This is a genomic window from Affinibrenneria salicis, from assembly GCF_008710095.1.
The window spans coordinates 194,766-218,779 of the sequence record NZ_VYKJ01000010.1; the positions used below are offsets into that span (position 1 = coordinate 194,766).

The 24,014-nt window shown below is 56.6% G+C and carries 21 protein-coding genes and 1 other RNA gene; 10 read left to right on the forward strand and 12 right to left on the reverse strand.

The window, feature by feature from the left end:
* Positions 1–145: 145 nt before the first annotated feature.
* Positions 146–277: an entericidin A/B family lipoprotein gene (locus tag FJU30_RS18530; protein WP_150436450.1), complete on the forward strand. Its 132-nt coding sequence runs from the start codon at positions 146–148 to the stop codon at positions 275–277.
* A 111-nt stretch (positions 278–388) separates the two neighbouring features.
* Here FJU30_RS18530 and FJU30_RS18535 read toward each other — a convergent pair whose 3' ends face one another.
* The 4 genes from FJU30_RS18535 to aas all read right to left on the reverse strand — a co-directional run bounded on the left by FJU30_RS18535 (position 389) and on the right by aas (position 4,982).
* Complete coding sequence (locus FJU30_RS18535; protein ID WP_150436451.1) at positions 389–853, reverse strand: GNAT family N-acetyltransferase; 465 nt, start codon at positions 851–853, stop codon at positions 389–391.
* Between the two features lie 101 nt (positions 854–954).
* Complete coding sequence (locus tag FJU30_RS18540) at positions 955–1,581, reverse strand: hypothetical protein (protein ID WP_150436452.1); 627 nt, start codon at positions 1,579–1,581, stop codon at positions 955–957.
* A 39-nt stretch (positions 1,582–1,620) separates the two neighbouring features.
* Positions 1,621–2,829, reverse strand: coding sequence for a lysophospholipid transporter LplT (gene lplT, locus FJU30_RS18545; RefSeq protein ID WP_150436453.1), 1,209 nt, complete (start codon positions 2,827–2,829; stop codon positions 1,621–1,623).
* Positions 2,826–4,982, reverse strand: coding sequence for a bifunctional acyl-ACP--phospholipid O-acyltransferase/long-chain-fatty-acid--ACP ligase (gene aas, locus FJU30_RS18550; RefSeq protein WP_150436454.1), 2,157 nt, complete (start codon positions 4,980–4,982; stop codon positions 2,826–2,828). The genes lplT and aas overlap by 4 nt, the downstream gene beginning before the upstream one ends.
* Positions 4,983–5,553: 571 nt before the next feature.
* Between aas and galR the strand changes: the two genes are divergently transcribed.
* Positions 5,554–6,561 carry an HTH-type transcriptional regulator GalR gene (galR, locus tag FJU30_RS18555; RefSeq protein ID WP_150436455.1) on the forward strand — a complete coding sequence of 336 codons (1,008 nt, stop codon included), beginning with the start codon at positions 5,554–5,556 and terminating at the stop codon, positions 6,559–6,561.
* A gap of 311 nt (positions 6,562–6,872) precedes the next feature.
* Positions 6,873–7,970: a glycerol dehydrogenase gene (locus FJU30_RS18560; protein ID WP_150436456.1), complete on the forward strand. Its 1,098-nt coding sequence runs from the start codon at positions 6,873–6,875 to the stop codon at positions 7,968–7,970.
* Positions 7,971–8,187: 217 nt separating this feature from the next.
* Here the strand turns inward: FJU30_RS18560 and nudK are convergent, their stop codons facing one another.
* Complete coding sequence (gene nudK, locus FJU30_RS18565; protein ID WP_150436457.1) at positions 8,188–8,763, reverse strand: GDP-mannose pyrophosphatase NudK; 576 nt, start codon at positions 8,761–8,763, stop codon at positions 8,188–8,190.
* A 152-nt stretch (positions 8,764–8,915) separates the two neighbouring features.
* Between nudK and FJU30_RS18570 the strand changes: the two genes are divergently transcribed.
* Positions 8,916–10,151: an FAD-dependent oxidoreductase gene (locus FJU30_RS18570; protein WP_150436458.1), complete on the forward strand. Its 1,236-nt coding sequence runs from the start codon at positions 8,916–8,918 to the stop codon at positions 10,149–10,151.
* Between the two features lie 10 nt (positions 10,152–10,161).
* On the opposite strand, the gene FJU30_RS18575 is transcribed toward FJU30_RS18570, so the two are convergent.
* From FJU30_RS18575 to grpE, 3 genes are all read right to left on the reverse strand, one after another.
* Positions 10,162–10,767: a NapC/NirT family cytochrome c gene (locus FJU30_RS18575; protein WP_150436459.1), complete on the reverse strand. Its 606-nt coding sequence runs from the start codon at positions 10,765–10,767 to the stop codon at positions 10,162–10,164.
* Between the two features lie 127 nt (positions 10,768–10,894).
* Positions 10,895–12,133, reverse strand: coding sequence for an Nramp family divalent metal transporter (locus FJU30_RS18580; RefSeq protein ID WP_150436460.1), 1,239 nt, complete (start codon positions 12,131–12,133; stop codon positions 10,895–10,897).
* 239 nt (positions 12,134–12,372) lie between these two features.
* Positions 12,373–12,966, reverse strand: coding sequence for a nucleotide exchange factor GrpE (grpE, locus tag FJU30_RS18585; RefSeq protein ID WP_150436461.1), 594 nt, complete (start codon positions 12,964–12,966; stop codon positions 12,373–12,375).
* Between the two features lie 136 nt (positions 12,967–13,102).
* Here grpE and nadK point away from each other — a divergent pair, with 136 nt between their 5' ends.
* The 3 genes from nadK to bamE all read left to right on the forward strand — a co-directional run bounded on the left by nadK (position 13,103) and on the right by bamE (position 16,317).
* Positions 13,103–13,981, forward strand: a complete 879-nt coding sequence (nadK, locus tag FJU30_RS18590) for an NAD(+) kinase (RefSeq protein ID WP_150436462.1) — start codon at positions 13,103–13,105, stop codon at positions 13,979–13,981.
* An 83-nt stretch (positions 13,982–14,064) separates the two neighbouring features.
* Positions 14,065–15,726 carry a DNA repair protein RecN gene (gene recN, locus FJU30_RS18595; protein WP_150436463.1) on the forward strand — a complete coding sequence of 554 codons (1,662 nt, stop codon included), beginning with the start codon at positions 14,065–14,067 and terminating at the stop codon, positions 15,724–15,726.
* A gap of 246 nt (positions 15,727–15,972) precedes the next feature.
* Positions 15,973–16,317, forward strand: coding sequence for an outer membrane protein assembly factor BamE (gene bamE, locus FJU30_RS18600; protein WP_150436464.1), 345 nt, complete (start codon positions 15,973–15,975; stop codon positions 16,315–16,317).
* A gap of 15 nt (positions 16,318–16,332) precedes the next feature.
* On the opposite strand, the gene FJU30_RS18605 is transcribed toward bamE, so the two are convergent.
* Together FJU30_RS18605 and FJU30_RS18610 are read right to left on the reverse strand one after the other, a co-directional pair.
* Entirely contained in the window at positions 16,333–16,617 is a 285-nt protein-coding gene (locus tag FJU30_RS18605; RefSeq protein WP_150436465.1) for an RnfH family protein, read from the reverse strand.
* On the reverse strand, positions 16,610–17,044 hold the full coding sequence (locus FJU30_RS18610; protein ID WP_150436466.1) for a type II toxin-antitoxin system RatA family toxin: 435 nt from the start codon (positions 17,042–17,044) through the stop codon (positions 16,610–16,612). Before FJU30_RS18610 ends, FJU30_RS18605 begins: the two co-directional genes overlap by 8 nt.
* A gap of 158 nt (positions 17,045–17,202) precedes the next feature.
* Between FJU30_RS18610 and smpB the strand changes: the two genes are divergently transcribed.
* The 3 genes from smpB to FJU30_RS18625 all read left to right on the forward strand — a co-directional run bounded on the left by smpB (position 17,203) and on the right by FJU30_RS18625 (position 19,796).
* Complete coding sequence (gene smpB, locus FJU30_RS18615; RefSeq protein WP_150436467.1) at positions 17,203–17,685, forward strand: SsrA-binding protein SmpB; 483 nt, start codon at positions 17,203–17,205, stop codon at positions 17,683–17,685.
* A 313-nt stretch (positions 17,686–17,998) separates the two neighbouring features.
* Positions 17,999–18,362, forward strand: a transfer-messenger RNA (tmRNA) gene (gene ssrA, locus FJU30_RS18620).
* A gap of 192 nt (positions 18,363–18,554) precedes the next feature.
* Positions 18,555–19,796, forward strand: coding sequence for an integrase (locus tag FJU30_RS18625; RefSeq protein WP_150436468.1), 1,242 nt, complete (start codon positions 18,555–18,557; stop codon positions 19,794–19,796).
* A gap of 277 nt (positions 19,797–20,073) precedes the next feature.
* Here FJU30_RS18625 and FJU30_RS18630 read toward each other — a convergent pair whose 3' ends face one another.
* On the reverse strand, positions 20,074–20,370 hold the full coding sequence (locus FJU30_RS18630) for a DUF3892 domain-containing protein (protein WP_150436469.1): 297 nt from the start codon (positions 20,368–20,370) through the stop codon (positions 20,074–20,076).
* A 426-nt stretch (positions 20,371–20,796) separates the two neighbouring features.
* Positions 20,797–22,920 (reverse strand): hypothetical protein, encoded by a 2,124-nt coding sequence (locus FJU30_RS18635; protein WP_150436470.1) that lies wholly within the window; start codon positions 22,918–22,920, stop codon positions 20,797–20,799.
* Positions 22,921–24,014: the final 1,094 nt, after the last annotated feature.

The following is a 24,014-nucleotide window of genomic DNA, read 5'->3' on the forward strand; positions in this document are numbered from 1 at the left end:
GGAGACGACGCCGTGAGCCGGCCCGCCCGTTGCCGCTTATCCCTTGCATTACAGTGATAAAGGTTCGATTTTCAGACCGGCTGAGATTGAATCTTGACGCGTATTGGCGACAATGTACGCCGGATCCTGAAACTGGCTGGTGCCTATGATGAAAAGAGTGAAATTAGCCTTAATACCACTGTTGATCAGCGCGCTATTGAGCGGCTGCAACACCGCGCGCGGTTTTGGCCAGGACGTGCAGAAGTTAGGCAGCACGATCTCCAGTTCAGCCAGCTAGCCGCGGCACGCGCCGGGCGGCGGCCCTAATGAGGGAACCGCACGATCCGGCTATAAACGACGTAACGCGCGAATCGCCCCGGCGCCCAGATCAGCGCCGCCGATCAGGGCGCTAAAAAGAGGGCGACTGTGCCTGCATATCGATATGCGCGATGCCGTCCTCGTCATAAACCTCGCCAACCGGCCGAAAACCGAAGCTGCCGTAGAACGCCTGCAGATGGGCCTGGGCCGACAGCATGCGGCCCTGCCGCGGCCAATGGCGCGCGCAGACAAGCAGCGCCGTTTCCATCAGCCGTCGTCCCGCTCCGGCGCCGCGCAGCGTCGGATCCACCGTCACCCGGCCGATCCTGACCTGCGGGCGGCGCGCCGTCGGCGCCAGCAGGCGGGCGCAGGCCACCAGCCGCCCGCCGCTTCGTCCCGCCACGTGGCGCGTGCCGGCCAGTAAATCCGCGCCGTCGAGATCCTGATATGCGCAGGCCTGCTCTACGATAAATACCTGGTTGCGCAGCGCCAGCAGTTCGTACAGCGTATGCACGCTCAGTTCATCCGCCGCGTAATCCGACCACAAAATATCCATGCATCTCTCCCGACGTCATACGGACGACCGCCGCAAGCGGCAAGCCGCCGGTGTTCATGCGCGACAGCCAGCCGGCGCGCGCGACGGATGCATTCAACGCATCAGCCCATCTGCTGCCGGACCCAGCGGCCAAAAGGATCCTGACCGTCTTTTTTCCACATATCATCGGGATATTTAACGATCGTTTTACCCGTCGCCGGGATTTCGCCGCCGAACGTCGCGACCACCCACTGACAAAACGCGCGGTTCACCGGCTGAAACTCCTCGTCCGCCTCGGGCACCGCGCTGAAATCGCCCTCGAAACCCAGCTCGGAGTAACCAATCGCCACCAGACGCAGAAAATCGGCCAGATCGTCCGCCAGCACGCAGCACAGCGTCGAGCCGGAACCTGAGCCCAAATGGACAAAACGGCTGCGCCCGGCGTCATCCAGCCACAGACCGATCATCGAGCCATCGCCGCCGCTGTTGGCGATAATCGCCAGACGCCGGCGGATCTCATCGCTCAGCGCCGGCTTATTGAACCAATAATGCAATCCCGGGTTCCCGCTCACGCAGAATTCAATATCGCTCCCGACCGACCAGTCGTCGCTCAGTCGGCCGCTCAGAGACTCACCGTACCGCTCAACGCGCCCATGCTCTTCTATCCATTGATAAAAATCGTTGAGCCGCGCCGGAAGCGGCATAGCGGCGGGGATCACCGCCAGCAATTGCTGATACAGTTCGGACATAACAGACATTCCTTTTGCGTGATGACGAATAGTCAGCAATTACGCACGGCGCCGGTTAACCTCGAGCCAAATCCACAGCACGGCGATGGACAGCGCGAACAGCGCGCCAAAGCCGATGCCGATGGCGATAACCGGCGCGCCCAGTTTGACCACCAGCGAGTACAGGCCGAGCATCAGCAGCATGGCGCCGTTTTCACCCAGATTCTGCACCGCGATGGCGTTGCCCGCCCCGACGCTGACCTTGCCGCGCTCCTGCAGCAGCGCATTCAGCGGCACGATAAAGAAACCGCCCAACGCCCCGAGCAGCACCAGCAGCGCGCCGGCACCCAGTATGTTGTGCTGCAGGGTAAAGAACACTACGGCCACGCCGATCAACACGCCCGCCGGTAAACAGCGTTTGACCGTTTGCAGCGTCACCAGCTTCGCCGCCGCGCCGGCGCCGACGACAATGCCGACCGCCACCAGCGCATTGAGCAGCGTTGGCGTGGCGTTATCGACAATGCCCAGCGCCAGCGGCACCCACAACACCAGCAGGAAGCGCAGCGTGACGCCCGCCCCCCAGAACAGACTGGTTCCCAGCAGCGAAAAGCGGGTTTCGCCGTCCCGCCACAGCGTGCGACAGGAATCGAAGAAACCGCCGATCATTATGCCCGGACGCCACGAGGTCGCCGGACGCGCCGCCTGCAGCGGCGGGATCAGCTGATTGGCCAGCAGCGCGATGGCGTAGGCCAGCGCGCAGGCGCCCAGCGCGGCATACAGATGCCAGTCGGCCAACACGCCGCCGGCTACCGAGCCGATCAGGATGGCGGCGATGGTCGAAGCCTCCATCAGCCCGTTGGCTTTGACCAACTGCTCGCCGCGGGTGATTTCGCCGAGAATGCCATATTTGGCCGGCGAGTAAGCCGCCGCACCGACGCCCACCAGCGCATAGCCGGCGAACGGATTGCCGCCGAAACAGATCAGCAGCGCGCCGGCCAGCTTCAGCCCGTTGGCGAACATCATCACCCGACCTTTGGAAAAGCTGTCGGCCACCTGGCCGACAAAGGGCGCCAGAATGATGTAGGTGGCGACGAACACCATCTGCAGGATAGGCTGGCTCCAGTCGGGATAGAGTAATTCCTTGATTAACGCCAGCGTGGCGAACAACAACGCATTGTCGCCGAAAGCGGAAAAAAACTGCGCGGCGATCACCGCTTTCATGCTGCGCGACAGCAGCGGCGCCGCCGGTTCCGTTGTCTGGGTGGTCATGCTTCAGGCTCCGCGTTTTCCGCCATCTGGCGCAGGGTGACAAAATCGGGTTTACCGCTGCCGAGCAGCGGCAGCGCTTTGACCAGCCGGATATCGCGCGGCACGGCCAGTTCGGGGACGCCGCCGGCGCGCGCCTGACGCAACAAGCGTTCGCGCGTCAGCTCGCCATCGGTGGTAAACAGTACCAGCGCCTCGCCCTTGCTGCTGTCGCTCCTGGCGCTGGCCGCGTGTTGCTTATCCGGCGAAACCTGCTGCGCCAGCAGTTCGACGCTTTCCAGCGATACCATTTCGCCCGCCAGCTTGGCGAAGCGCTTAACGCGGCCGCGAATCAGGCAGAATCCCTGCGCGTCCAGCTCGACGATATCGCCGGTGTCATACCAGCCGGCCTGCAGCTCGCCCTGCGCGTTTTCCGCCGCCGGCGTTTCCAGCACGCCGGGCCGCTCCACGCGCAGATAGCCTTTCATCACGTTCGGCCCGCGCAACTGTAGGCGCCCGCCGTTTTCAATCCCCGTCACCGGGATCAACCGCGCCTCCATCGCCGGCAGAATCCGCCCGACGGTGCCGGTTTTCGCCGCCATCGGCACGTTAATCGCCACTACCGGCGCGCACTCCGTCACGCCGTAGCCTTCAAGAATGCGGATACCGAATTTTTCCTGCCAGAGCTGACGAATATTGTCGCCCAGCTTTTCCGCGCCGGCGACCACATAGCGCAGGCGGGCGAAATCATACGGATGGGCAAAACGGGCATAGTTGCCGAGAAAGGTCGAGGTGCCGAGCAGCACGGTGCAATTCTGATCATAGACCAGTTCCGGGATAATTCGGTAATGCAGCGGGCTGGGATAAAGGAATACCCGCGCGCCGGTCAGCAGCGGCGTCAACAGCCCGGCCGTCAGGCCAAACGCGTGGAACAGCGGCAGCGCGGACATAAAGCGGTCGCGCGGGGTGAAATCCGCCACCGTTCGGATCTGCTCCACGTTGGCCAGCAGGCTGTCGTGGCTGTGCACCACGCCTTTCGGATTGCCTTCCGAACCGGAGGTGAACAACACCAGAGCCGCGTCGTCCGCCTGCTGCGGCAGCATGGCGCTCCGCGGGAAGCAGAGATGGAACAGGACCCACAGCTTATCCGCCAGCGTCACCGTGCCTTTCAGATCTTCCAGATAAACCCAGTTCGCCGTAGCAAGCTGCTGCGGCAGATCGCCCAGTCTGGCCTTATCGAGAAACTGGCGCGAGGTGACGATGGTGCGGATGCCGGTCGCCGTCATCGCGCTGCCGATACCTTTAGCGCCGGCGGTATAATTCAGCATCGCCGGCAACCGGCCGCGCAGCGTAGCGCCCAGCAGCGCCGCCACGGTTACGGTGGCGTTCGGCAACAGCATGCCGACGGTTTCGCCTTGCGCGGTGAAACGCTGCAGAATGCGCGCCACGCCGAGCGATTTTTTCAGCAGCCCCTGGTAACTGTCTTCGGCGAAGCCGATATCCTCAATACTGGCGGAACGACGGCCGTAACGAGTCTGCGCCGCCAGAAACGCCTGGTACAGCGTGTGGCGCGGACGCACCGCCATGCGCGCATCCATCATGATCTGGTGTAAATGCTGGCCGGCCAGCACGCGACGCTGCTGGGACGAGGGCGCATCGGGCATCGGCAGGGATACCGGCGGCAAGACATGCAGGTCAATGCGCGGGAACCAGCGCCGTTTCATCACCCCTTTCAGGCGGCCGAAAGGCGTAAACTCCGCGCCTTCGATACGCAGCGGAATCACGGTGGCCGCCGATTTCGCGGCGACAAAGGCCGCGCCATCGTAGACCTTCATCAGCGAGCCGGTCACGCTGATGCGGCCTTCCGGGAAAATCACCACCGGCCGTCCCTGTTCCACTACCTTGATCAGGTATTTAATCGCCAGCGGCTTGGTGGGATCGAGCGGAACAAAATCGATCCACGGCTTCAGCCAGCGCATAAACCAGCGATCGGAAATGCTGCTGTAGACGGCAAACACCGGTTTGACCGGCAGAAACAGGGCCAACAGGGCGCCATCGAGAAAAGAGACGTGATTAGGCGTAATCAGCACCCGCGGATGACGAAACGTTTCGTTGTTATCGTGCATGCGGACACGGTATAAGCAACGGAAAACCCAGCGTAATAACGAATAAACCATTTCATCTCCCTATGTGCGCCGTCTGATGGATGCGCCGGCGGCAGGCTGTCAGTAAAAATGAGCGACCAAAATACTATAGCCACCCGGTTACCGCCAGCCTCAAGGCACCGGCGCGCGACAGAATAATCTCAATGTCCGGCGGCATATGTCGGCGCGGCGTTAAGCGGCCGAATGGTTAAACAATGCGGGAAAGGCGAGTCGGCCGGGGGCATCTGGCCGAAGGGGGCGCTATTGCGGGCAAAAAAAACCTACGCATCTGCGTAGGTTGGTGCAATTAAATCATGGTTTCAATGCACAGAGTACATCGATATCTCACCAATCAATACCTCTGGGATCTGTGACTCTATAGAGGGAGGCAGGAAGACTCCAGCGTAAAATCGAAAGATAACGGCTCGAAATGCAACGAGGTGTAAGAATATGCCAAATTAATGTAATTCCGGCGCGTATATGCCTATTATTCCCCCATTCAGGCCGGCGCGAAGTTGCGATCCGGCCCCTTGCAGTAGCGGATGATTTCCGTGAAACTGACGGGATACCCTCACCAGGCAGGCAGAAAGGACGAGAAAACGTAATGGCCACAATAAAGGATGTTGCCAGACTGGCTGGCGTTTCGGTCGCTACCGTCTCTCGCGTCATCAATCATTCGCCCAAAGCGAGCAAACAGGCCTGTGAAGCCGTACTCAGCGCCATGAAACAGCTGCAATACCATCCCAACGCCAACGCGCGCGCGCTGGCCCAGCAATCGACCGAAACGCTGGGGCTGGTGGTATCCGACGTGTCCGATCCCTTTTTCGGCAGCATGGTCAAAGCCGTTGAGCAGGTGGCGTATGAAACCGGCAACTTTCTGTTGATCGGCAACAGCTATCACGTTGCGCAGAAAGAGCGGCAGGCGATTGAGCAACTGATGCGCCATCGCTGCGCGGCGCTGGTGGCGCACGTGAAAATGCTGCCGGATGATGAGTTGCTGTCGCTGATGCAGCAGATCCCCGGTATGGTGCTGATTAACCGTATGTTGCCCGGCTTTGAATCACGCTGCGTGGCGCTGGACGATCGTCACGGCGCCCGGCTGGCGACCCGCCATCTCATTCAGCAGGGTCACCGGCGCATTGGTTTTATCTGCTCCAGCCACCGTATCTCCGACGCCTCCGAACGTCTGCTGGGCTACCAGGATGCGCTGAAAGAGCACAACATCGAGCTGGACGAGCGGCTGATTTCCTGGGGCGCCCCGGACGAGACCGGCGGCGAACAGGCGATGACGGAACTGCTGGTGCGCGGGCAAACCTTCACCGCCGTCACCTGCTACAACGATCCGATGGCGGCCGGCGCGCTGGCGGTATTGAGCGATAACGGCATTGAGGTGCCGCAGCAGATGTCCCTGATTGGCTTCGACGATGTGCTGCTGTCGCGCTATCTTCGGCCGAAGCTGACCACCATCCGCTACCCGGTGACCACCATGGCGACTCAGGCGGCCCAGCTGGCGCTGGCGCTGGCCAACAACACGCCGCCGCCGCCGGTGATCAATATGTTCATTCCCACGCTGATCCGGCGCCATTCCGTCGCCAGCCCGCCCGCGGAGTAAGCGCGCCGGCCGCCCCGCCGTTTGCGCCGGGCCGCTCGCCCTGCCCTTGCCCGGCCGGCCGTCCCGGTCAATTCGTTAAGTTGATCACATTAATTATTTCATCCGCAACAAAAGAGGCGGTCCGGCCTTCTACGCCGCGGCAAATGTGATATAGCTTTACTTCAAATCCGGACGCCAGCGTTTACGCATTCGCCCGCCGCCCGCCTACTGCAAGGCGACGCATCTGAATGGTATAGCTCCGCCATAGATCCCCCCAATACTCGCTGACTACCGGACCCGAGATTCATTCCACTGAACCCGAGGTAAATAGCATGAGTAATTTCATCTTCGCTTCTCCACGTAAATATATTCAGGGACGAGGTGTGCTGGACGAACTGGGCGCCGCGCTCAGACCGCTGGGCCACAACGCTTTTCTGATTGCCGACGATGTGGTCTGGCAAATTACCGGCGAGCGGGTGAAAAACACGTTTCAGAACACCGAACTGACCTTCTACTACGAGCGCTTTAACGGCGAGGCTTCCGGCAACGAAATCAGCCGGCTGGCTGAAGTCGCCCGCCGGTCCGGCACCGATATCGTCGTCGGTCTGGGCGGCGGCAAAACGCTGGATACCGCCAAAGCCGTGGCCGATGAATTAAAACAGCCCGTCGCCATCGTGCCGACCGTCGCGTCGACCGATGCTCCGTGCAGCGCGCTGTCGGTCATTTATACCGACGACGGCGTATTCGACTCATACCGTTTCTACGATAAAAACCCGGACCTGGTGCTGGTGGATACGGAAGTGTGCGCCCAGGCGCCGGTGCGTCTGTTCGCTTCCGGCATCGCCGATGGTCTGGCGACCTGGGTGGAGGCCCGTTCAGTGCATCGTTCTCACTCGCTGTCGATGGTCGGCGGAAAACCCTCGCTGGCGGCGCTGGCCATTTCCGAAGCGTGCGAAAAAACGCTGCTCACCTGGGGCTACAGCGCCTGTAAGGCGGTAGAAAAAAAAGTGGTGACGCCCGCCGTGGAATCGGTGGTGGAAGCCAATACGCTGCTGTCCGGGCTGGGATTCGAAAACGGCGGTCTGGCCGGCGCGCATGCGATTCATAACGGTTTTACCGCGGTAAAAGGAGATATTCATCACCTGACGCACGGGGAAAAAGTCGCCTACGGCACGCTGACGCACATGGTGCTGGAACAGCGCCCGGATGAAGAAATTGCGCGCTATATCCGCTTTTATCGCTCGATCAACATGCCGACCACGCTGCAGGAACTCCATCTGGCCAACGAACCCTTCGAGGGTCTGGTCAACATCGGCAGTCTGGCCTGCGCCGAAGGCGATACGCTGAAAAACCTCGACGCCGCCATCACGGCGGAAGAAGTGGCGCACGCCCTGATTGCCGTTGATGCCTTCAGCCAGACGGTAAAATAACTCCCACGCCGCATAAACCGCGCGCCAGACGGGTCGCCACACGGCGGTCCGTCTGGCAATGGCGCCGACCTGAAGCCGGCAATCCAGCGGTTAATCCTTTTGCTTTACGGCGGGGGATAATCATTTAATAACGAATCGGCTTCCTGCGCCGCAGTGCCGGCGTCCGTAATCAGACGCCGGCGCCATAATCAACGCCGCCGCCGAAAAAGCCGGCGGCTTAATCAAACCAGCCGCTCAATGCGGCGTGCTGCAGCAACATAATGGTTTTCGCGTCTTTGATGCGGCCGTCTTTAACCATTGCCAGCGCTTCGCTAAACGGCAACTCCAGCACTTCAATATCCTCATCCGCCACGCCGCCGCCGGCGTTATCGCGCTGCGCCTCGCTATATTCGGCGGCGAAGAAATGCAGCCGTTCCGTTATTCCGCCCGGCGACATCCAGGCATCGAACAGCTTTTCCACCTTGCCGATCACGTAGCCGGTCTCTTCCACCGCTTCATTACGAATACAGGCTTCCGGCGAATGATCGTCCAGTTGCCCGGCGCACGCTTCCAGCAACATTCCGCTTTCATTGCCGTTCAGCCAGGTGGGAATACGAAACTGACGCGTCAGCACCACGCAGCCCCGGGCCCGGTTATAGAGCAGGATCGTCGCGCCGTCGCCGCGATCGTATACCTCGCGGATCTGGCGCACCTTGCCGCCATTTCTGCGCTTCAGATCAAAAACGTATTTGTACAGATGAAACCAGCGGTCGGAAAGGAGCTTCTTTTCAATAATTTCGATCGGCGCAGCCATGGCGGATCCTCTGACAGTCACGATTGACCGTTCGATCATAAAGCGCGCATGGACAAAATGCACGCCGCGCGTTGATTGACAAATTGTTGCGATATTGATAATCATTATCATCAATTCCGGCGCACTGTGCGACCGCAATACAGGATATCGCTATGTCAGACGAGTCCATCAGGACCCTCAGCACCACCTGCTGTATCTCCGGCGGCGGGCCGGCGGGATTGATGCTGGGCTACCTGCTGGCGCGCGCCGGTATTGAGGTTATCGTGCTGGAGAAACATGCCGACTTTCTGCGTGATTTCCGCGGCGATACGATTCATCCCTCGACGCTGGAGCTGATGCATCAACTCGGGCTGCTGGACGAGCTGCTGCAGATTCCGCACCAGCGGGCGGAGCGGCTACACGCCGAGATCGCCGGCCAGAGCCTGACGCTGGCCGACTTTACCCGCCTGCCGGTACGTTGCAAATTTATTGCGTTTATGCCGCAGTGGAATTTCCTTAATTTTCTGGCCGACAAAGCGCGGCAATGGCCCTGTTTTCGGCTGATCCAATCGGCTAAGGTCTGCCAGTTGCTAAGCGAAAACGGCCGGGTCTGCGGCGTACAGGCCAGCAGCACGGAAGGCTCGCTGCACATTCGCGCGCAGCTGGTAATAGGCACCGACGGCCGCCACTCCACTGTCCGTCGGTTGGCCGCGCTGACCAGCCGATCGTTCGGCGCGCCGCGCGACGTATTGTGGATGAAGCTGGCGAAACATCCCGACGATCCCGGCTGGTCGATGGGCCACACCGGACCCCGGCAAAACTTCATCATGATCGATCGCGGCGACTACTGGCAGTGCGGTTACTCGATCGAAAAAGGCAGCTTCGACAGTCTGAAACAGGCCGGACTGGAAAAATTCCTGCTAAAAATCGCCGACGCCGCGCCCTTCGAGGCCGAACGACTGCAAACCCTCACCGACTGGGATTGCGTCCGGCTGCTCAGCATCCGCATCGACCGGCTGGAACGCTGGGCGAAACCCGGCGTGCTGTGCATTGGCGATGCGGCGCACGCGATGTCGCCGATCGGCGGCGTAGGAGTGAATCTGGCGATTCAGGACGCGGTGGCGACGGCGAATATCATCGTGCCGCCGCTGCGGCGCCATAGCCTGACGCTGCAGGATCTGCTGCGGGTACAAAAGCGTCGCAGTTTCCCGACGTGGGCCACCCAGTATCTGCAAATCAAGATGACGCGCCGCCGTCAGGGACGCAACGCCAGACGACGCAGCAGCAACGCCACGCTGATGACGCGGGTGGCGAACAGTCGCTGGCTGCCGCTGCTGTTCGGCAGAATTATCGGGCTGGGCTTCCGGCGGGAAAAACCGGCGCATTATCTGCTGAGAGCGGGAAAATAAGCGCGTTCGCTCAGCGAGTCGCGCCCTCCGCGCTCTGCATTTCAGGGAGTTTATGGGCGATGCCCTTATGGCAGTCGATGCAGGTTTTTCCCTCGTCAATCGCCTGGCTGTGCGTTTGCGCGGCCAATGTTTTCTGGGCGGTGAAATCCATCGATTCCATTTTGTGGCAATTGCGGCATTCCTGCGAGTCGTTGGCCTTCATGCGCCGCCATTCGCTCTGCGCCATCGCCAGCCGGTGCTGTTCAAACTTCTCCGGCGTATCGATTAACCCGGTCATCTTGCCGTACAGCTCTTTGCTGGCCTGCACCTTACGCACCATCATCGGCGCCAGTTCATGCGGCACGTGGCAGTCCGCGCACGTGGCCGACACCCCGGAACGGTTGCTGTAGTGCGCGCTATCCAGATACTCCTCATATACGTTGTCGCGCATCTCATGGCAGCTGATGCAAAACGCCTCGCTGTTGGTCATCTCCAGCGCGCGGTTAAAACCGGCGATAAGCAAAATGCCGCCGGCGAAGCCCAACAGCAGCAAGATCCCTGACGCCAGACGGGTCGGTCGCCGCCACAGTCGGCGCATCAGCCCCGTCCGCGCCCCCTTCTCTTTCGACGAGGTCATCGCTTCTCCTGATTGCCCGATAACATTCCACCGCCCGATACTGCGGACGAAGAGCGCTATTTTTGGCGATTTAGCCGCCAGAGTCACTGTGCGGGATCAACGGAGACGAATTTAGCCAGGCCGCGTCCTACCGGCCTAAAGCCATACCGATCAGCAAATACAGATTCAAAACCACCACCAGCACCACGATAGCCTGCGCGCTAATGCGCACCAGACGGCTATTAACCATGTCACCCATGAGTTGCGCATTGCTGGTGAAAGACAGCAGCGGCGCCAACGCCAGCGCAATGCCGAAGCTCAGTAAAACCTGACTGAGCACCAGCACTCGCGTGGCGTCCATCCCGGACATAATCACCAGAAAAGAGGGCAGCATCGTCACCACCCGCCGCACCCACAGCGGAATATGCACGCGAATAAAGCCCTGCATCACCACCTGACCGGCCAGCGTGCCGACTACCGTGGATGAAAGCCCCGCCACCAGCAGACTCAGACCGAAGATCGCCGCCGCCGCTTTACCCAGCAGCGGTTCCAGCGTCAGGTAAGCGCTATCCAGATCGGCGATGCCGGTATGGCCGCTGAAATGGAAAGCAGCCGCGGCCGTCGCCATCATGGCCAGATTGACGAAACCGGCGATAGTCATGGCGACGGCCACATCCAGCCGGGTGGCGGCGTAGCGCTCCGCTTTGCTGCCCCGATCCGCCCGCTGGGTCAGCGAAGAATGCAGGTAGATCACATGCGGCATAATGGTGGCGCCCAGCACGCCGGCGGCCAGAAACACCGCTTCCGGCGAAGACAGTTCGGGCAGCAGCATCCCTTTGCCCAGATCGGCCAGCGCCGGCCGGGAAAAAAACAGCTCGACAATGTACGCGGCCGCCACGAACAACAGCATGCCGCCGATAACCCACTCCAGTGACTTTTGACCGCGCTGCTGCAATAACAGAATCAGCATGGTGGCGATACCGGTCAGCACCGCGCCCTGCAGCAGCGACACGCCAAACAGCAGCTTAAAGCCCACGGCGGCGCCGATAAACTCGGCCAGATCGGTCGCCATGGCGATAATCTCCGCCTGAACCCAGTAAAACCAGACCGCCGGCCGGGGAAAACGATCGCGAATGTGTTCAGCCAGATTTTTGCCCGTGGCGATCCCCAACCGCGCAGACAACAGCTGGATCAGCATCGCCATCAGGTTGGCCCACACCACGACCCACATAAGCTGGTAGCCATAGGCCGATCCGGCCTGAATATTGGTGGCGAAATTACCGGGATCGATATAGCCGATGGCGGCGATAAATGCGGGCCCCATCAGAGAAAGTTTCATTTTTCGCGACGCCCGGCTACGGGATTCGACAACGCGGCTATCCGGCATAGGCAGGATCCTTCTTAACGTAAACGTCGCTATTTTTACTTAAATGATAATGATTATCAATATCAAACAGAACGATTACACCTATTCTTACCATTGGTATAGATGATGATAGACGCAGACTAAAAAAATCCACGGAATTCAGAGGCAGGCTCACGTTCAGAAACAAAAAAACCCCACGATATCGCGCGGGGCTGATTACTGAACGTGCCGGCCGGCGCCTGACGGCGCTCGGGCGGGTATTATTCTTTTGCTTTCGAAACGGCGACCATGGCCGGGCGCAACAGGCGACCGTTCAAAGTATAGCCTTTTTGCATCACCATCATAACGTGGTTCGGTTGATGGTCGGCCGACTCCAGCATGGTCATGGCCTGATGAATTTCCGGATTAAAGGGTACGTTGACGTCCGCCACCACTTCAATGCCGAATTTACGCACCGCATCCAGCAGGGATTTCAGCGTCAGCTCCACGCCTTCAACCATGGCGGCCAGCGCGTCATTGGATTTATCGGCCGTATCCAGAGCGCGCTCCAGGTTATCAATCACCGGCAGCAGTTCGCCGGCGAATTTTTCCAGCGCGAATTTGTGCGCTTTCTCGATATCCATTTCCGTCCGGCGACGAATATTGTCCACTTCGGCTTTCGCCCGCAGCAGGCTATCGCGCTCGCGCTGCTGTAGCTCTTTCAGCTGCGCTTCCAGTTCAGCAATACGCTCATCACGCGGGTCCACCACTTCAGCAACATCGGCGGGCTGTTCGTTTTCCGTTTGCTGCCCTTGCGCTGTTCCCGTTTCGTTCAGGATTTGCTCCTCAGGTGACTTCTGTTCTTTACTACTCATGAAATTCTCCGCGGTTTAGCATTCATCTCGCTACCTGGCTTATTATGGGGATCAATAGCGGGGATTCAAGGGAAGCAATCACATATTGATCCCCGGCAGAACGCAGCGCAAACATTCCGGCGAGGATAAAAGAACCATGAGCAAACCGTTTAACTGCATTGGCATCGTCGGCCATCCGCGTCATCCGAGCGCGCTGGCCACGCACGAAATGCTCTACCACTGGCTGCTGGAAAAAGGCTACGAGGTATTGATTGAGCAGCAGATCGCCCGGGAACTCAACCTGAGCGGCGCGGCGACCGGCAGTCTGGCAGAGATCGGCCAGCGGGCCGATCTGGCGGTGGTGGTGGGCGGCGACGGCAATATGCTCGGCGCGGCGCGGGTGCTGGCGCGCTATGACATCAGCGTTATCGGCGTCAACCGCGGCAATCTGGGGTTCCTGACCGACCTCGACCCCGATCAGGCTAAGCAACAGCTGTCCGACGTGCTGGAAGGCCGTTTCATCCAGGAAAAACGCTTTCTGCTGCAGGCTCAGGTGCTGCGCGCCAGCCAACCGGCCAGCACCAGTACGGCGATCAACGAAGTGGTGCTGCACCCGGGTAAAGTGGCCCATATGATCGAATTCGAAGTTTATATCGACGATGGCTTCGCTTTTTCCCAGCGCTCGGACGGATTGATCATCTCCACCCCGACCGGCTCCACCGCCTATTCACTTTCCGCCGGCGGGCCGATCCTGACCCCCTCGCTGGAAGCCATCGCCCTCGTGCCGATGTTCCCGCACACGCTGTCCGCCCGACCGCTGGTTATCAATAGCAGCAGCACTATCCGGTTGAAATTCAATCATATCAGCCACGATCTGGAGATCAGCTGCGATAGCCAAATCGCACTGCCGATAGAGGAAGGCGAAGAGGTGCTCATCCGCCGCAGCAACTATCACCTTAATTTAATTCACCCAAAAAACTATAACTACTTCAATACATTAAGTTCAAAACTAGGCTGGTCAAAAAAATTATTCTAAATATCGACTCGGGGCTTTACTGTATATAAAACCAGTTTATACTGTATGAAATCACACCTTGTTATTACATACAGGAAACGATCATGCTGGCGCAGCTTACCGTTAGTCATTTCGCCATCGTGCGAGAGTTAGAAATCGATTTTCAGCCCGGAATGAGCGTGATTACCGGCGAGACCGGCGCCGGTAAATCCATTGCTATCGATGCCCTCGGCCTGTGCCTGGGCAATCGGTCCGATGCCAGCATGGTCAGGCCCGGCGCGGCGCGGGCCGATATCTGCGCGCGATTTTCCCTCGCCGACACGCCCGCCGCGCAGCGCTGGCTCGAACAAAATCACCTGGATGACAGCAACGAATGTCTTCTGCGCCGGGTCATCGGCGCCGACGGGCGTTCGCGCGCCTTCATCAACGGCACTGCCGTTCCCTTATCGCAACTGCGCGAGCTGGGCCAGCATCTGATTCAGATCCACGGCCAGCATAACCACCAGCTGCTGCTGAAAACCGACTACCAGAAACATCTGCTGGATACCTGGGCCGATGAGTCCGAGCTGCTGGCCGCGATGCAGCAGGCCTGGCAACGCTGGCATCAGGGCTGCCGAGAACTGGCCCGCCAGCAGCAGTCAACCATCGAACGCGACGCGCGCAGCGAACTGCTGCAGTACCAGTTGAAAGAGCTGAACGAATTCGCTCCGCAACCGGGCGAGTATGAGCAGATCGACGCCGAGTACAAACGTCTGGCGAACAGCGGTTATCTGCTGTCCGTCAGTCAGAACGCGCTACAACTGCTGGCCGAAGGCGAGGAACAGAATATTCTCACGCAGCTGCACAGCGCCCGTCAGCAGGTCACCGAACTGGCCGGCATCGATGACCGGCTCAGCAACGCCCTTTGCCTGCTGGAAGAGGCCAGTATTCAGCTCAGCGAGGCCAGCGACGAACTGCGCCACTACTGCGAACAGATGGATCTCGACCCGGTACGGCTGGTCGAACTGGAACAGCGGCTGTCGCGTCAGCTGGCGCTGGCGCGCAAGCACCGCGTCGCGCCGGAAGACTTGCCCGACTGCCACCAGCAGTTGCTGGAAGAACAACAGCGCCTGACTCAGCAGAACAGCGATCGCGATGCGCTGAGCCAGGCGGTGAATGACTGGCACCTGCAGGCCCTGAATATCGCGCAGCAACTGCATCTGCGCCGCTGCCATCATGCGCAGGAACTGGCGCAGTTGATCACCAGCAATATGCACGAGCTGGCGATGCCGCACGGCCGCTTCACTATTAACGTCAACTTTGCCCCCGAGCACCTGAACGCCAGCGGCGCGGACAGCGTTGAGTTTCGGGTCACCACTAACCCCGGGCAACCTCATCAACCGCTGGCGAAGGTGGCTTCCGGCGGCGAGCTTTCGCGCATCGCGCTGATTATTCAGGTCATCACCGCCCGCAAGATGGATACGCCGGCGCTGATATTCGATGAGGTAGACGTCGGGATCAGCGGCCCGACGGCCGCCATCGTCGGCAAAATGCTGCGCCAGCTCGGCGCCTCCACCCAGGTGATGTGCGTTACGCACCTGCCGCAGGTGGCCGGCTGCGGACATCAGCATTTCTTCGTCAGCAAACAAACCGACGGTAACGAAACCGAAACGCTGATGCAGCCGCTCGACAAACGCGCGCGCCTGCAGGAACTGGCGCGCCTGCTCGGCGGCAGCGCGGTGACCAAAAACACGCTGGCCAACGCCAGAGAACTGCTCGCGGCATAAAACGCCGCGCGCCGATAGATCTTCGGCAGGTTAAACGTCAAAGAGACAGAGCCGCCATAAAAAAACGTCAGGAACGTTTTTCAACGCCGCACCGCGGCGGCCCGCAGGGTGGCGGGCAGGGATAGCCCGCCATAAAAAAGCTCAACTTTTTTGCCTTCCTGGGGTCATACAAAGGCCTTGCCGGTTTTCAAGTCCGACAAGGTCGATTATCATCGGCAACCTACGCCCTTAAGGAATGTAATCACTATGCGCTGTAAAACGCTGACTGTCGCCGCTGCGGTAGTTGCTGTTATGCTGACTGCCGGTTGTTCCACACTGCAAAAAGTGGTGTACCGGCCGGACATCAATCAGGGAAATTATCTGGCGCCGGCTGACGTCGCTAAAATTCATACCGGGATGACTAAACAACAGGTCGCTTATACGCTGGGGACACCGATGCTACAGGATCCGTTTGGCAGCGATACGTGGTTCTACGTATTCCGCCAACAGCCGGGACATGAAGCGGTTAAACAGCAGACGCTGACGCTGACGTTCAACAGCAGCGGCGTACTGGCCAATATTGATAATAAGCCAGCGCTGAATCAACAATAAGGGCACGCCAGTGCCTTATTTTCTGGACCTTTCGGCCCGCTGACGGCGAAGTTCTTTTGGATCGGCAATCAGCGGCCGGTAAATCTCGACCCGATCGCCGTCATTCACTTCATCATCCAGCTTTACCGCGCGGCTAAAAATACCGACTTTATTTTTACGCAAATCGATATCGCGACGGAGTTCCAGTAACCCGGAGGCAAGGATCGCCTGCTCTACGCTGCTGCCGTGCGGTAGCGTGACCGTACGCAGATACTGCCGTTCAGGCAGAGCATATACGACTTCAACCCGTACATCAGGCACTGTAGACCTCTTTGGCGCGCTGAGTGAAGGCCTGCACCATACTCCCGGCCAGCTCTTTGAACACCCGGCCAAAAGCCAGCTCAATCAGCGCATTGGTAAATTCAAAATCCAGTTGCAGTTCAACTTTACAGGCATCCGCACTGAGCGGCGTAAAGTGCCAGCCGCCGTTCAGCCGCCGAAACGGGCCGTCCACCAATTGCATATTAATGCGCTGATTGCTGGTGAGCGTATTGCGGGTAGTAAACGTTTTGCTGATACCGGCTTTGGAGACATCCACGGCGGCGGTCATTTCCGCCGACGACGAAGAAATCACCCGACTCCCGGTACAACCGGGCAAGAAATCAGGGTAAGCGCATACATCATTGACTAACTGATACATCTGCTCCGCGCTAAACGGGACCAGTGCGGAACGACTAATGCTGGGCATAACATTTTCCATAAATCACAGAACGCGCAAAATAATAGCATCGTTAGGTCGGCAGACAAAAATTCTGCCTGGGACATCGCACGATAGATCAACATTTGTTGCCTGCTGCGCCCCAGGGATTCCTTTCCTCCCAACGCATGAAGTATAATCACTCCACTATGACAAAGAAAAAAACATACAAACCCGGTTCAGCGACCATCGCGCAAAATAAGCGTGCCCGCCATGAATACTTCATTGAGGAAGAGTTTGAGGCCGGACTTGCATTGCAAGGCTGGGAAGTGAAGTCACTGCGTGCGGGCAAAGCCAATATCAGCGATAGCTACGTAACATTCCGTGACGGCGAAGCGTATTTATTCGGCGCCACCATTACACCGCTCAACGTGGCCTCTTCGCATGTTGTTTGCGATCCGACACGCACGCGTAAACTGTTGCTCAAAAAACGGGAACTCGATTCTCTGCTGGGCCGCACCAGCCGCGATGGCTACACGGTGGTGGCCTTATCCATGTACTGGAAAAATGCCTGGAGCAAAGTCAAAATCGGCGTAGCGAAAGGCAAAAAAGACCACGATAAACGTGACGATATTAAAGAACGTGAATGGAAAGTAGACAAAGCCCGCATTATGAAGAACGCAAACCGCTAAGTCGATTTCCAATAGATTTATGGCGGGCTGCCCTGCCCGCTCCTGAGGCCAACGCTCTGCGTTGTTAAAACGCTCCCGGCATTTTTTTTCAAGCTGCATGAAGGCGGCAAGCGAGCGGCAAATCGTCGGGAACGCATTTGACCAGCCAAAGGCCGGCCTTCGGTGAGAGACAGCATGTATCTCATCCATCCCGACGAGCTTACACCAGTATGTAATTCAGGTGAACGAGCGCCGCCAACGCACCGACAACCTGAAAGATGAAGGGAATATGGCTTAAGTGGGGTAACTTCTGATATACTAGCGAAAGTTTCTTGGGGCTGATTCTGGATTCGACGGGATTTGCAAAGCCCTAGGTGCATGCCGAGGGGCGGTTGGCCTCGTAAAAAGCCGCAAAAAAATAGTCGCAAACGACGAAAACTACGCTTTAGCAGCTTAATAACCTGCTCTGAGCCCTCTCTCCCTAGCCTCCGCTCTTAGGACGGGGATCAAGAGAGGTCAAACCCAAAAGAGATCGCGTGGATGTCCTGCCTGGGGCGGAAGCGTTAAATTCAATCAGGCTAGTTTGTTAGTGGCGTGTCTATCCGCAGCTGGCAGGCGAATATAAAGATTAGACTAAGCATGTAGTACCAACGGTAGAGTAATTCCGGACGGGGGTTCAAATCCCCCCAGCTCCACCAAATTTTGTTCTATAGAGCGCCAAAGAAGTCCACTAAGCCCGCATGGCACAAGCCCTGCGGGCTTTTTTGTGCCTGCAATTTGTCCCGCGAAGTCCGAAGAGAACTAATTAAATCCGAACCTTTTAGGCCCATTGATAGGCCCAACGGAAAGCTCTATTGTTTTCGTTGGGCCTAAACGCATGGAGACTCCCCATGGCAAGAAAAACCAAGCCGTTAACCGATACGGAAATCAAAGCCGCCAAACCTAAAGATGCCGATTACCAGCTGTATGATGGTGATGGGCTTACTCTGCTAATCAAGTCCAGCGGTAGTAAGCTCTGGCAGTTCCGTTACTATCGACCTCTGACAAAGCAGCGAACTAAGCAGAGCTTTGGAGCCTACCCTGCCGTCTCACTTTCTGATGCGCGTAAACTAAGAGCTGAATCTCGAGTTTTATTAGCAAAAGACATTGATCCTCAGGAGCATCAGAAAGAACAGGTGAGGAATTCTCAAGAAGCTAAAACCAATACCTTCTTATTAGTTGCCGAGCGTTGGTGGAATGTGAAGAAAACCAGCGTAACAGAGGACTATGCCGACGATATCTGGCGCTCTCTTGAGAGAGATGTTTTCCCGGCAATCGGTGATATCAGTGTCACTGAGATTAAGGCTCATACTCTGGTTAAAGCAGTTCAGCCGGTTCAGGCCAGAGGTGCATTAGAGACTGTTCGCCGCCTTTGTCAGCGTATTAACGAAGTCATGATTTATGCGCAGAACACAGGCTTGATTGATGCGGTTCCCAGCGTAAACATCGGGAAAGCGTTCGAGAAACCGCAGAAGAAAAACATGCCTAGTATCCGCCCGGATCAACTCCCACAACTAATGCAGACTATGCGCATGGCAAGTATCAGCCTGTCCACACGATGCCTGTTCATGTGGCAGCTTCTCACCATTACCCGCCCTGCCGAAGCCGCTGAAGCTCGATGGGATGAGATCGATTTTGATGCTAGCGAATGGAAAATTCCTGCTGCTCGAATGAAGATGAATCGGGACCATACGGTTCCATTATCTGATGGAGCTATCGCTATTCTGGAAATGATGAAGTCTCTCAGTGGTGGCCGAGAATTTATCTTTCCCAGTCGCATCAAACCAACCCAGCCGATGAACAGCCAAACAGTGAATGCAGCACTCAAGCGTGCTGGTTTAGGAGGCGTTCTCGTTTCCCATGGTTTGCGTTCTATCGCAAGTACAGCTCTCAATGAGCAAGGGTTTCCGCCTGATTATATTGAGGCAGCATTGGCTCATGTAGACAAAAATGAGGTACGACGAGCTTATAATCGAAGCGATTATCTTGAGCAACGACGTCCAATGATGCAATGGTGGGCTGATTTTGTTAGCAAGGCCGATAGCGGGAGCATTGTTGAAAGCGGGAAAACGGGGTTAAAACTTGTGGGCTGAGTTTTGAACTGGACTGGTGCTTTCCCAGCAAAGGTGCATTGGCTCAAACCAGACCTGGAGTAATCGTAGATAGATCGCAATCGAATCTGACAGTCTGGTTTGTGCCAAAACTAGACTTTACAAGACAGCGCAAGGGGATATTACGAACAGTAAAGATATACTGAGAAGTCATAGCAACACAGAAAATGCCGAGACTACTCAGCGTACATTCAGGGCATAAAATCTGGAAAAAAGCCGTTCTAGGCAACGGCTTAGGATTTTAACAAAACTTCAAACGTTAGATAAATGTAGGAAGGTTGCCAAGATTGTCATGTTTAGTCTTGTTTGGATCGGTAGTAATGAAATCATCAGTCATCACTTCAACCTTTGCCCCTACAGACCATGATTTTTTTTCTTTGTTGTAAGTAATTGTTTTGAATTCTGCTTTCCCTTTTCTGATCAGTTCACCAACGAATGCACGCGAATTAACAGTGCCAGGTCCGATCTTCTTACCTAGGTTCTCATGAACTTTTACGAACTCAATATGCTGATTGTTGCTGTCCATTTTGATTGCTGAAATGTAGAAATCTTCCATTGCTATTTTCTCCAGAGGCAGATGCCCAGCGCAGCTGCTTTCATTTATATCCGTGCTTATCAGCCTCATTTCAATGGGTAGAACAAAAAATTTCTCTATTGATTTGATCTAAACAAACGAGTTTCCCTAAGTCTATTTTTCGCTCGTAGCAGACCTTCAGCTTAGTTACCTAGTCCGCTCAGTGCCAACAGCGGACGTTAATGAGAACAATCTGGGGCAATCAACGGAGTGGGGTCAGTTCATAAATGACTCTGAGGTTTCTGTTAAACCTGTGGCGATTCAACTGACCTTTGATATTGCGGTTTTCAAATCTACGTTATAAAGCTTCGCTCTTTGAGCCGATGCAGCCCAAACGAGGATACAGATTTGGCTGACTATAAACTTCTGCTTTCGAGCGAGTTGGAGCATGAATTTCTTCCTGACACATCAATCAGATTGGCGGCGAACCTCGATTTCAACAATGTGGCGAGGTGTTCGCCCAAGCTTAGCATCGCCGTTAGCGACGGCGATGATGCCCTCATGCTCGTCGCCAGCCCACAGGCCAACAAGCTCGTGCAGAAAAAAATCCGCGTAGGAGCAGCTGGCGTCACGAACCTGCATCGCCAAAACAGTAGTTTTGCTCGTGTGCAACTGGGTCAAATTTCTGACGAGCCGCGCTGGGGCAACCCAGAGAACCGGCTGAGGCGAGGCCGGAGTCGTGAACAGGTAATAGGCGTGTTCTGACTGCTTGAGTATGTCCTCGCACTGCTGCAGGTCGATGCCTACCGTCGAACTGAAGCTTTGTCCCGAAACAGTGCCTCTGCGCTTTTTCACCTGCATAAGGGTCGCACGCTGGATCACTGTTTCCCCCTTGTCCACGATACGGCTCAGGAACAGCACGTCTGCCCCCAGCGGAGCCCCGGCTGATGTGTTCGCCCCTTCCTCTCGCTTGCTAGGTTGACGCACCTTCACTGTCAGGCTCGGATATGTCGCCCGCGTCGTAACCGATAGTTGATGTAACTGGTCGCTCGCGTTGTTCAACGCCTCCATTGTCAGAGTCAGGAGGCGCGCCGTATGGGCCTCCTCGTCCTCTCCCCAGGTCTCCGAATATTCGCGACAAAATTTTTCCTCCATCTGGCTAAGCGCCCTATGGATGACGCGCTCCACGGAAGGGTCGCTCAGCCAAGTTTGGGCTCCTACGCTAGGCAGCTCAGTAGCACCCTCGCCTCCACCTACTGGCCCCTCCAGGTCCAGTGCCCCCTGCTTGGACCGCACTAGTCCCTTGCTCCTCAGTTGCAGTTGCCTTGCAGGAGTATCGACAAGCCGATTCGCAAACGCCAGATGCTCCTCGTCATCCATCAATCGCAAAAGCACTGGTTCGACTTCGGCAAATGCCGTCTGCTCGAGCCAAAGGCAGGCAAAATTGAGGAGCCCCTGGGCTAATTCAGGTTCCTCATTCACCCGATCGAACAGATCCTGCCGCCAGGCCTCGCGGGCGGCTGGGCCTAGTTGGGACCACAGCGTTTCTCGATCCCACGGCTGGGATGGCAATTCTCTGAGGCTGGCAATGACGCTTTGCTGACTATACCGCGCTGGGTCTCCAAACTCGTGCCAAGCCGCCGCAAGTGCGAGGTCCGAGGGTATAGTGTTCCCGGACAATTCAGCAAGCCTCGAGAAGGCTTTGGCAACGCACTCCTTGATATTGTTTTCCTTCTCTTTCTGCGAACGGATATTCCAGCGCAGGAACAGATTACGTACATCTTCCGGCAATATCTTGCAGCAATGTTGGATAAGCTTAGGAAAGACTGACGGAACTGCTTGTTCAAAAACCTGTTCGCAAGCCCACAGGGATGTCTGCACTGTCGGCGAATTCGCAAACAGAGAGAAGACGAGCTCTTGCCTTGTGACGCTTGAATAGTCCGACAACATGCCGATATGATTTTTCAAATAGTCGCGTACACGCGGCCAATACAGCTTGACCAGTTTCTCGAAAGCCCAATTATTCTGCCACTGGTGAGGGTCGACTAGTTGAAGAACATCGATGCAATCTTCCTCGGACGTATTGCCCACCAACGTCTCCATGAGCTGCTGATCGTCCAAAAAATTACGCCGATAATACGAACGGTCATCGAGCAACCATTTAACCCAAATCGCACGTGGCTCGATTTCAGCCACAATGATTTCACGTAAGCCCGGGAGATCGCCATTAAGTATGCCATCCCAGAAGATATTCTGAGCGCGCCGGTAAGAATTTGGGTCCAAGATAGAGGACGACTTCTCGATCCCCGTGGATCCGTGTCCGATAATTTTTAAGGTTAGCGCTATCTGCCCCTGCTTTGCCGCAGCCACGAACTCGGCCGTAAAGTGCTCACGCTCAGTTTGCGAATTATATGGCCAACTCGTATCCGAAAACCTGAGGTTCTCAGTTGATAGGTGGGAGTAGTCCAGACGAAGCATGTCTTTGTGGATGGTAAAATACCGTGCGAGGAATTCGACAAGCGGCTGAGCCCAACCTTCCAACGAAACACTGGCAGCTTCCAGTTGATCGTCGAAGTCAATATTTACGAACAAGATGTTCTCCCTTTCCCGTAGCTGGCACCGACGGCCTTCGTCATGGTGATCTGCATATTCTCAATAAGGCTACCGTAACCAAAACGCAGGCGGTTAAGGAACCGCCCTTATACAACAACAGACATTATAGAATTCCGTTGATCTTTTTATTACTTCTAAATAAAAATTTGTTAATTACCGATCCACTTTAGCCAGTCCATGGTAGACCTATTCCCAGTTAATTGACACACGGCATTGTTAGCAAGATTCATGGTGACTCAATTACGGACTTCTGCTCTTCGCTCAAAGCAGCCATATCAAATGGATGCATGACAGGTTTGGCTGGCATTAAGAAGCGGGCGTTTGAGCATTTGCCCATGTAAACGGCGTCCCTTCAGAGCGCATTTGACTATGTTGATGAGGCCTTTGACGTGTGGCGGGAACGCTCTCGTCATACCTGGCAACTGGATATCTCGTGGCTCGGGACGCAGGGGATTAAACGCCAGAATGAGACAGCTGCAGAGGGTGACAACATCCCTGCTGAGGATCAGCTTTCGCTGGAGCTTGAGGTTCCGCCTGTCGCGACTGAGAGCACTGCAGTGCCCGCCGTCGGGGAGCAAGAAAGCAATTCTAACGATGTGCGGCAAATTCCGTAGGACAACCCTGTATCCCGCTCATCGTCCGTAGGGTCGACGTTCTGGTCAGTCTGCCAGCGGGTGTTCTGCCGGGTGAAAAAGGTGATTCGGGATCAGTGGTGAATCACCAAAGGAGAGGTGAACATTACTTACTCACAAAATCTGTCTGTAGGCGTTCTCGTTGACGTGTAAACTCTTCATCGAGGCAGCCAGGCGGTTATGTTAACATCATCCTGCGTTAACTGTTCTGTTATAAGAACGAAACTCAGTTTTAGTATAACGTGGATACCATTAGGGCCGCCCGGCTGTTGCCGTGCTGGCTTGTCCGGAATTATGAATATGGCCACTGCCTGGGTAATCCCCCCGAAAAAGCAGAGTATTCATAAGTAGAATTTTCTCGTAATCTAAACGCAGGAGATTCTTATGAAAAAATCACGTTTTACCGACAGCCAGATCATCGCCATCCTCAGGCAGGCCGAA

Coding starts and splice junctions, on each gene's coding strand:
- FJU30_RS18530 (WP_150436450.1), top strand. CDS start 146: ATGATGAAAAGAGTGAAATTAGCCTTAATACCACTGTTGATCAGCGCG.
- FJU30_RS18535 (WP_150436451.1), bottom strand. CDS start 853: ATGGATATTTTGTGGTCGGATTACGCGGCGGATGAACTGAGCGTGCAT.
- FJU30_RS18540 (WP_150436452.1), bottom strand. CDS start 1,581: ATGTCCGAACTGTATCAGCAATTGCTGGCGGTGATCCCCGCCGCTATG.
- lplT (WP_150436453.1), bottom strand. CDS start 2,829: ATGACCACCCAGACAACGGAACCGGCGGCGCCGCTGCTGTCGCGCAGC.
- aas (WP_150436454.1), bottom strand. CDS start 4,982: ATGGTTTATTCGTTATTACGCTGGGTTTTCCGTTGCTTATACCGTGTC.
- galR (WP_150436455.1), top strand. CDS start 5,554: ATGGCCACAATAAAGGATGTTGCCAGACTGGCTGGCGTTTCGGTCGCT.
- FJU30_RS18560 (WP_150436456.1), top strand. CDS start 6,873: ATGAGTAATTTCATCTTCGCTTCTCCACGTAAATATATTCAGGGACGA.
- nudK (WP_150436457.1), bottom strand. CDS start 8,763: ATGGCTGCGCCGATCGAAATTATTGAAAAGAAGCTCCTTTCCGACCGC.
- FJU30_RS18570 (WP_150436458.1), top strand. CDS start 8,916: ATGTCAGACGAGTCCATCAGGACCCTCAGCACCACCTGCTGTATCTCC.
- FJU30_RS18575 (WP_150436459.1), bottom strand. CDS start 10,767: ATGACCTCGTCGAAAGAGAAGGGGGCGCGGACGGGGCTGATGCGCCGA.
- FJU30_RS18580 (WP_150436460.1), bottom strand. CDS start 12,133: ATGCCGGATAGCCGCGTTGTCGAATCCCGTAGCCGGGCGTCGCGAAAA.
- grpE (WP_150436461.1), bottom strand. CDS start 12,966: ATGAGTAGTAAAGAACAGAAGTCACCTGAGGAGCAAATCCTGAACGAA.
- nadK (WP_150436462.1), top strand. CDS start 13,103: ATGAGCAAACCGTTTAACTGCATTGGCATCGTCGGCCATCCGCGTCAT.
- recN (WP_150436463.1), top strand. CDS start 14,065: ATGCTGGCGCAGCTTACCGTTAGTCATTTCGCCATCGTGCGAGAGTTA.
- bamE (WP_150436464.1), top strand. CDS start 15,973: ATGCGCTGTAAAACGCTGACTGTCGCCGCTGCGGTAGTTGCTGTTATG.
- FJU30_RS18610 (WP_150436466.1), bottom strand. CDS start 17,044: ATGCCCAGCATTAGTCGTTCCGCACTGGTCCCGTTTAGCGCGGAGCAG.
- smpB (WP_150436467.1), top strand. CDS start 17,203: ATGACAAAGAAAAAAACATACAAACCCGGTTCAGCGACCATCGCGCAA.
- FJU30_RS18625 (WP_150436468.1), top strand. CDS start 18,555: ATGGCAAGAAAAACCAAGCCGTTAACCGATACGGAAATCAAAGCCGCC.
- FJU30_RS18630 (WP_150436469.1), bottom strand. CDS start 20,370: ATGGAAGATTTCTACATTTCAGCAATCAAAATGGACAGCAACAATCAG.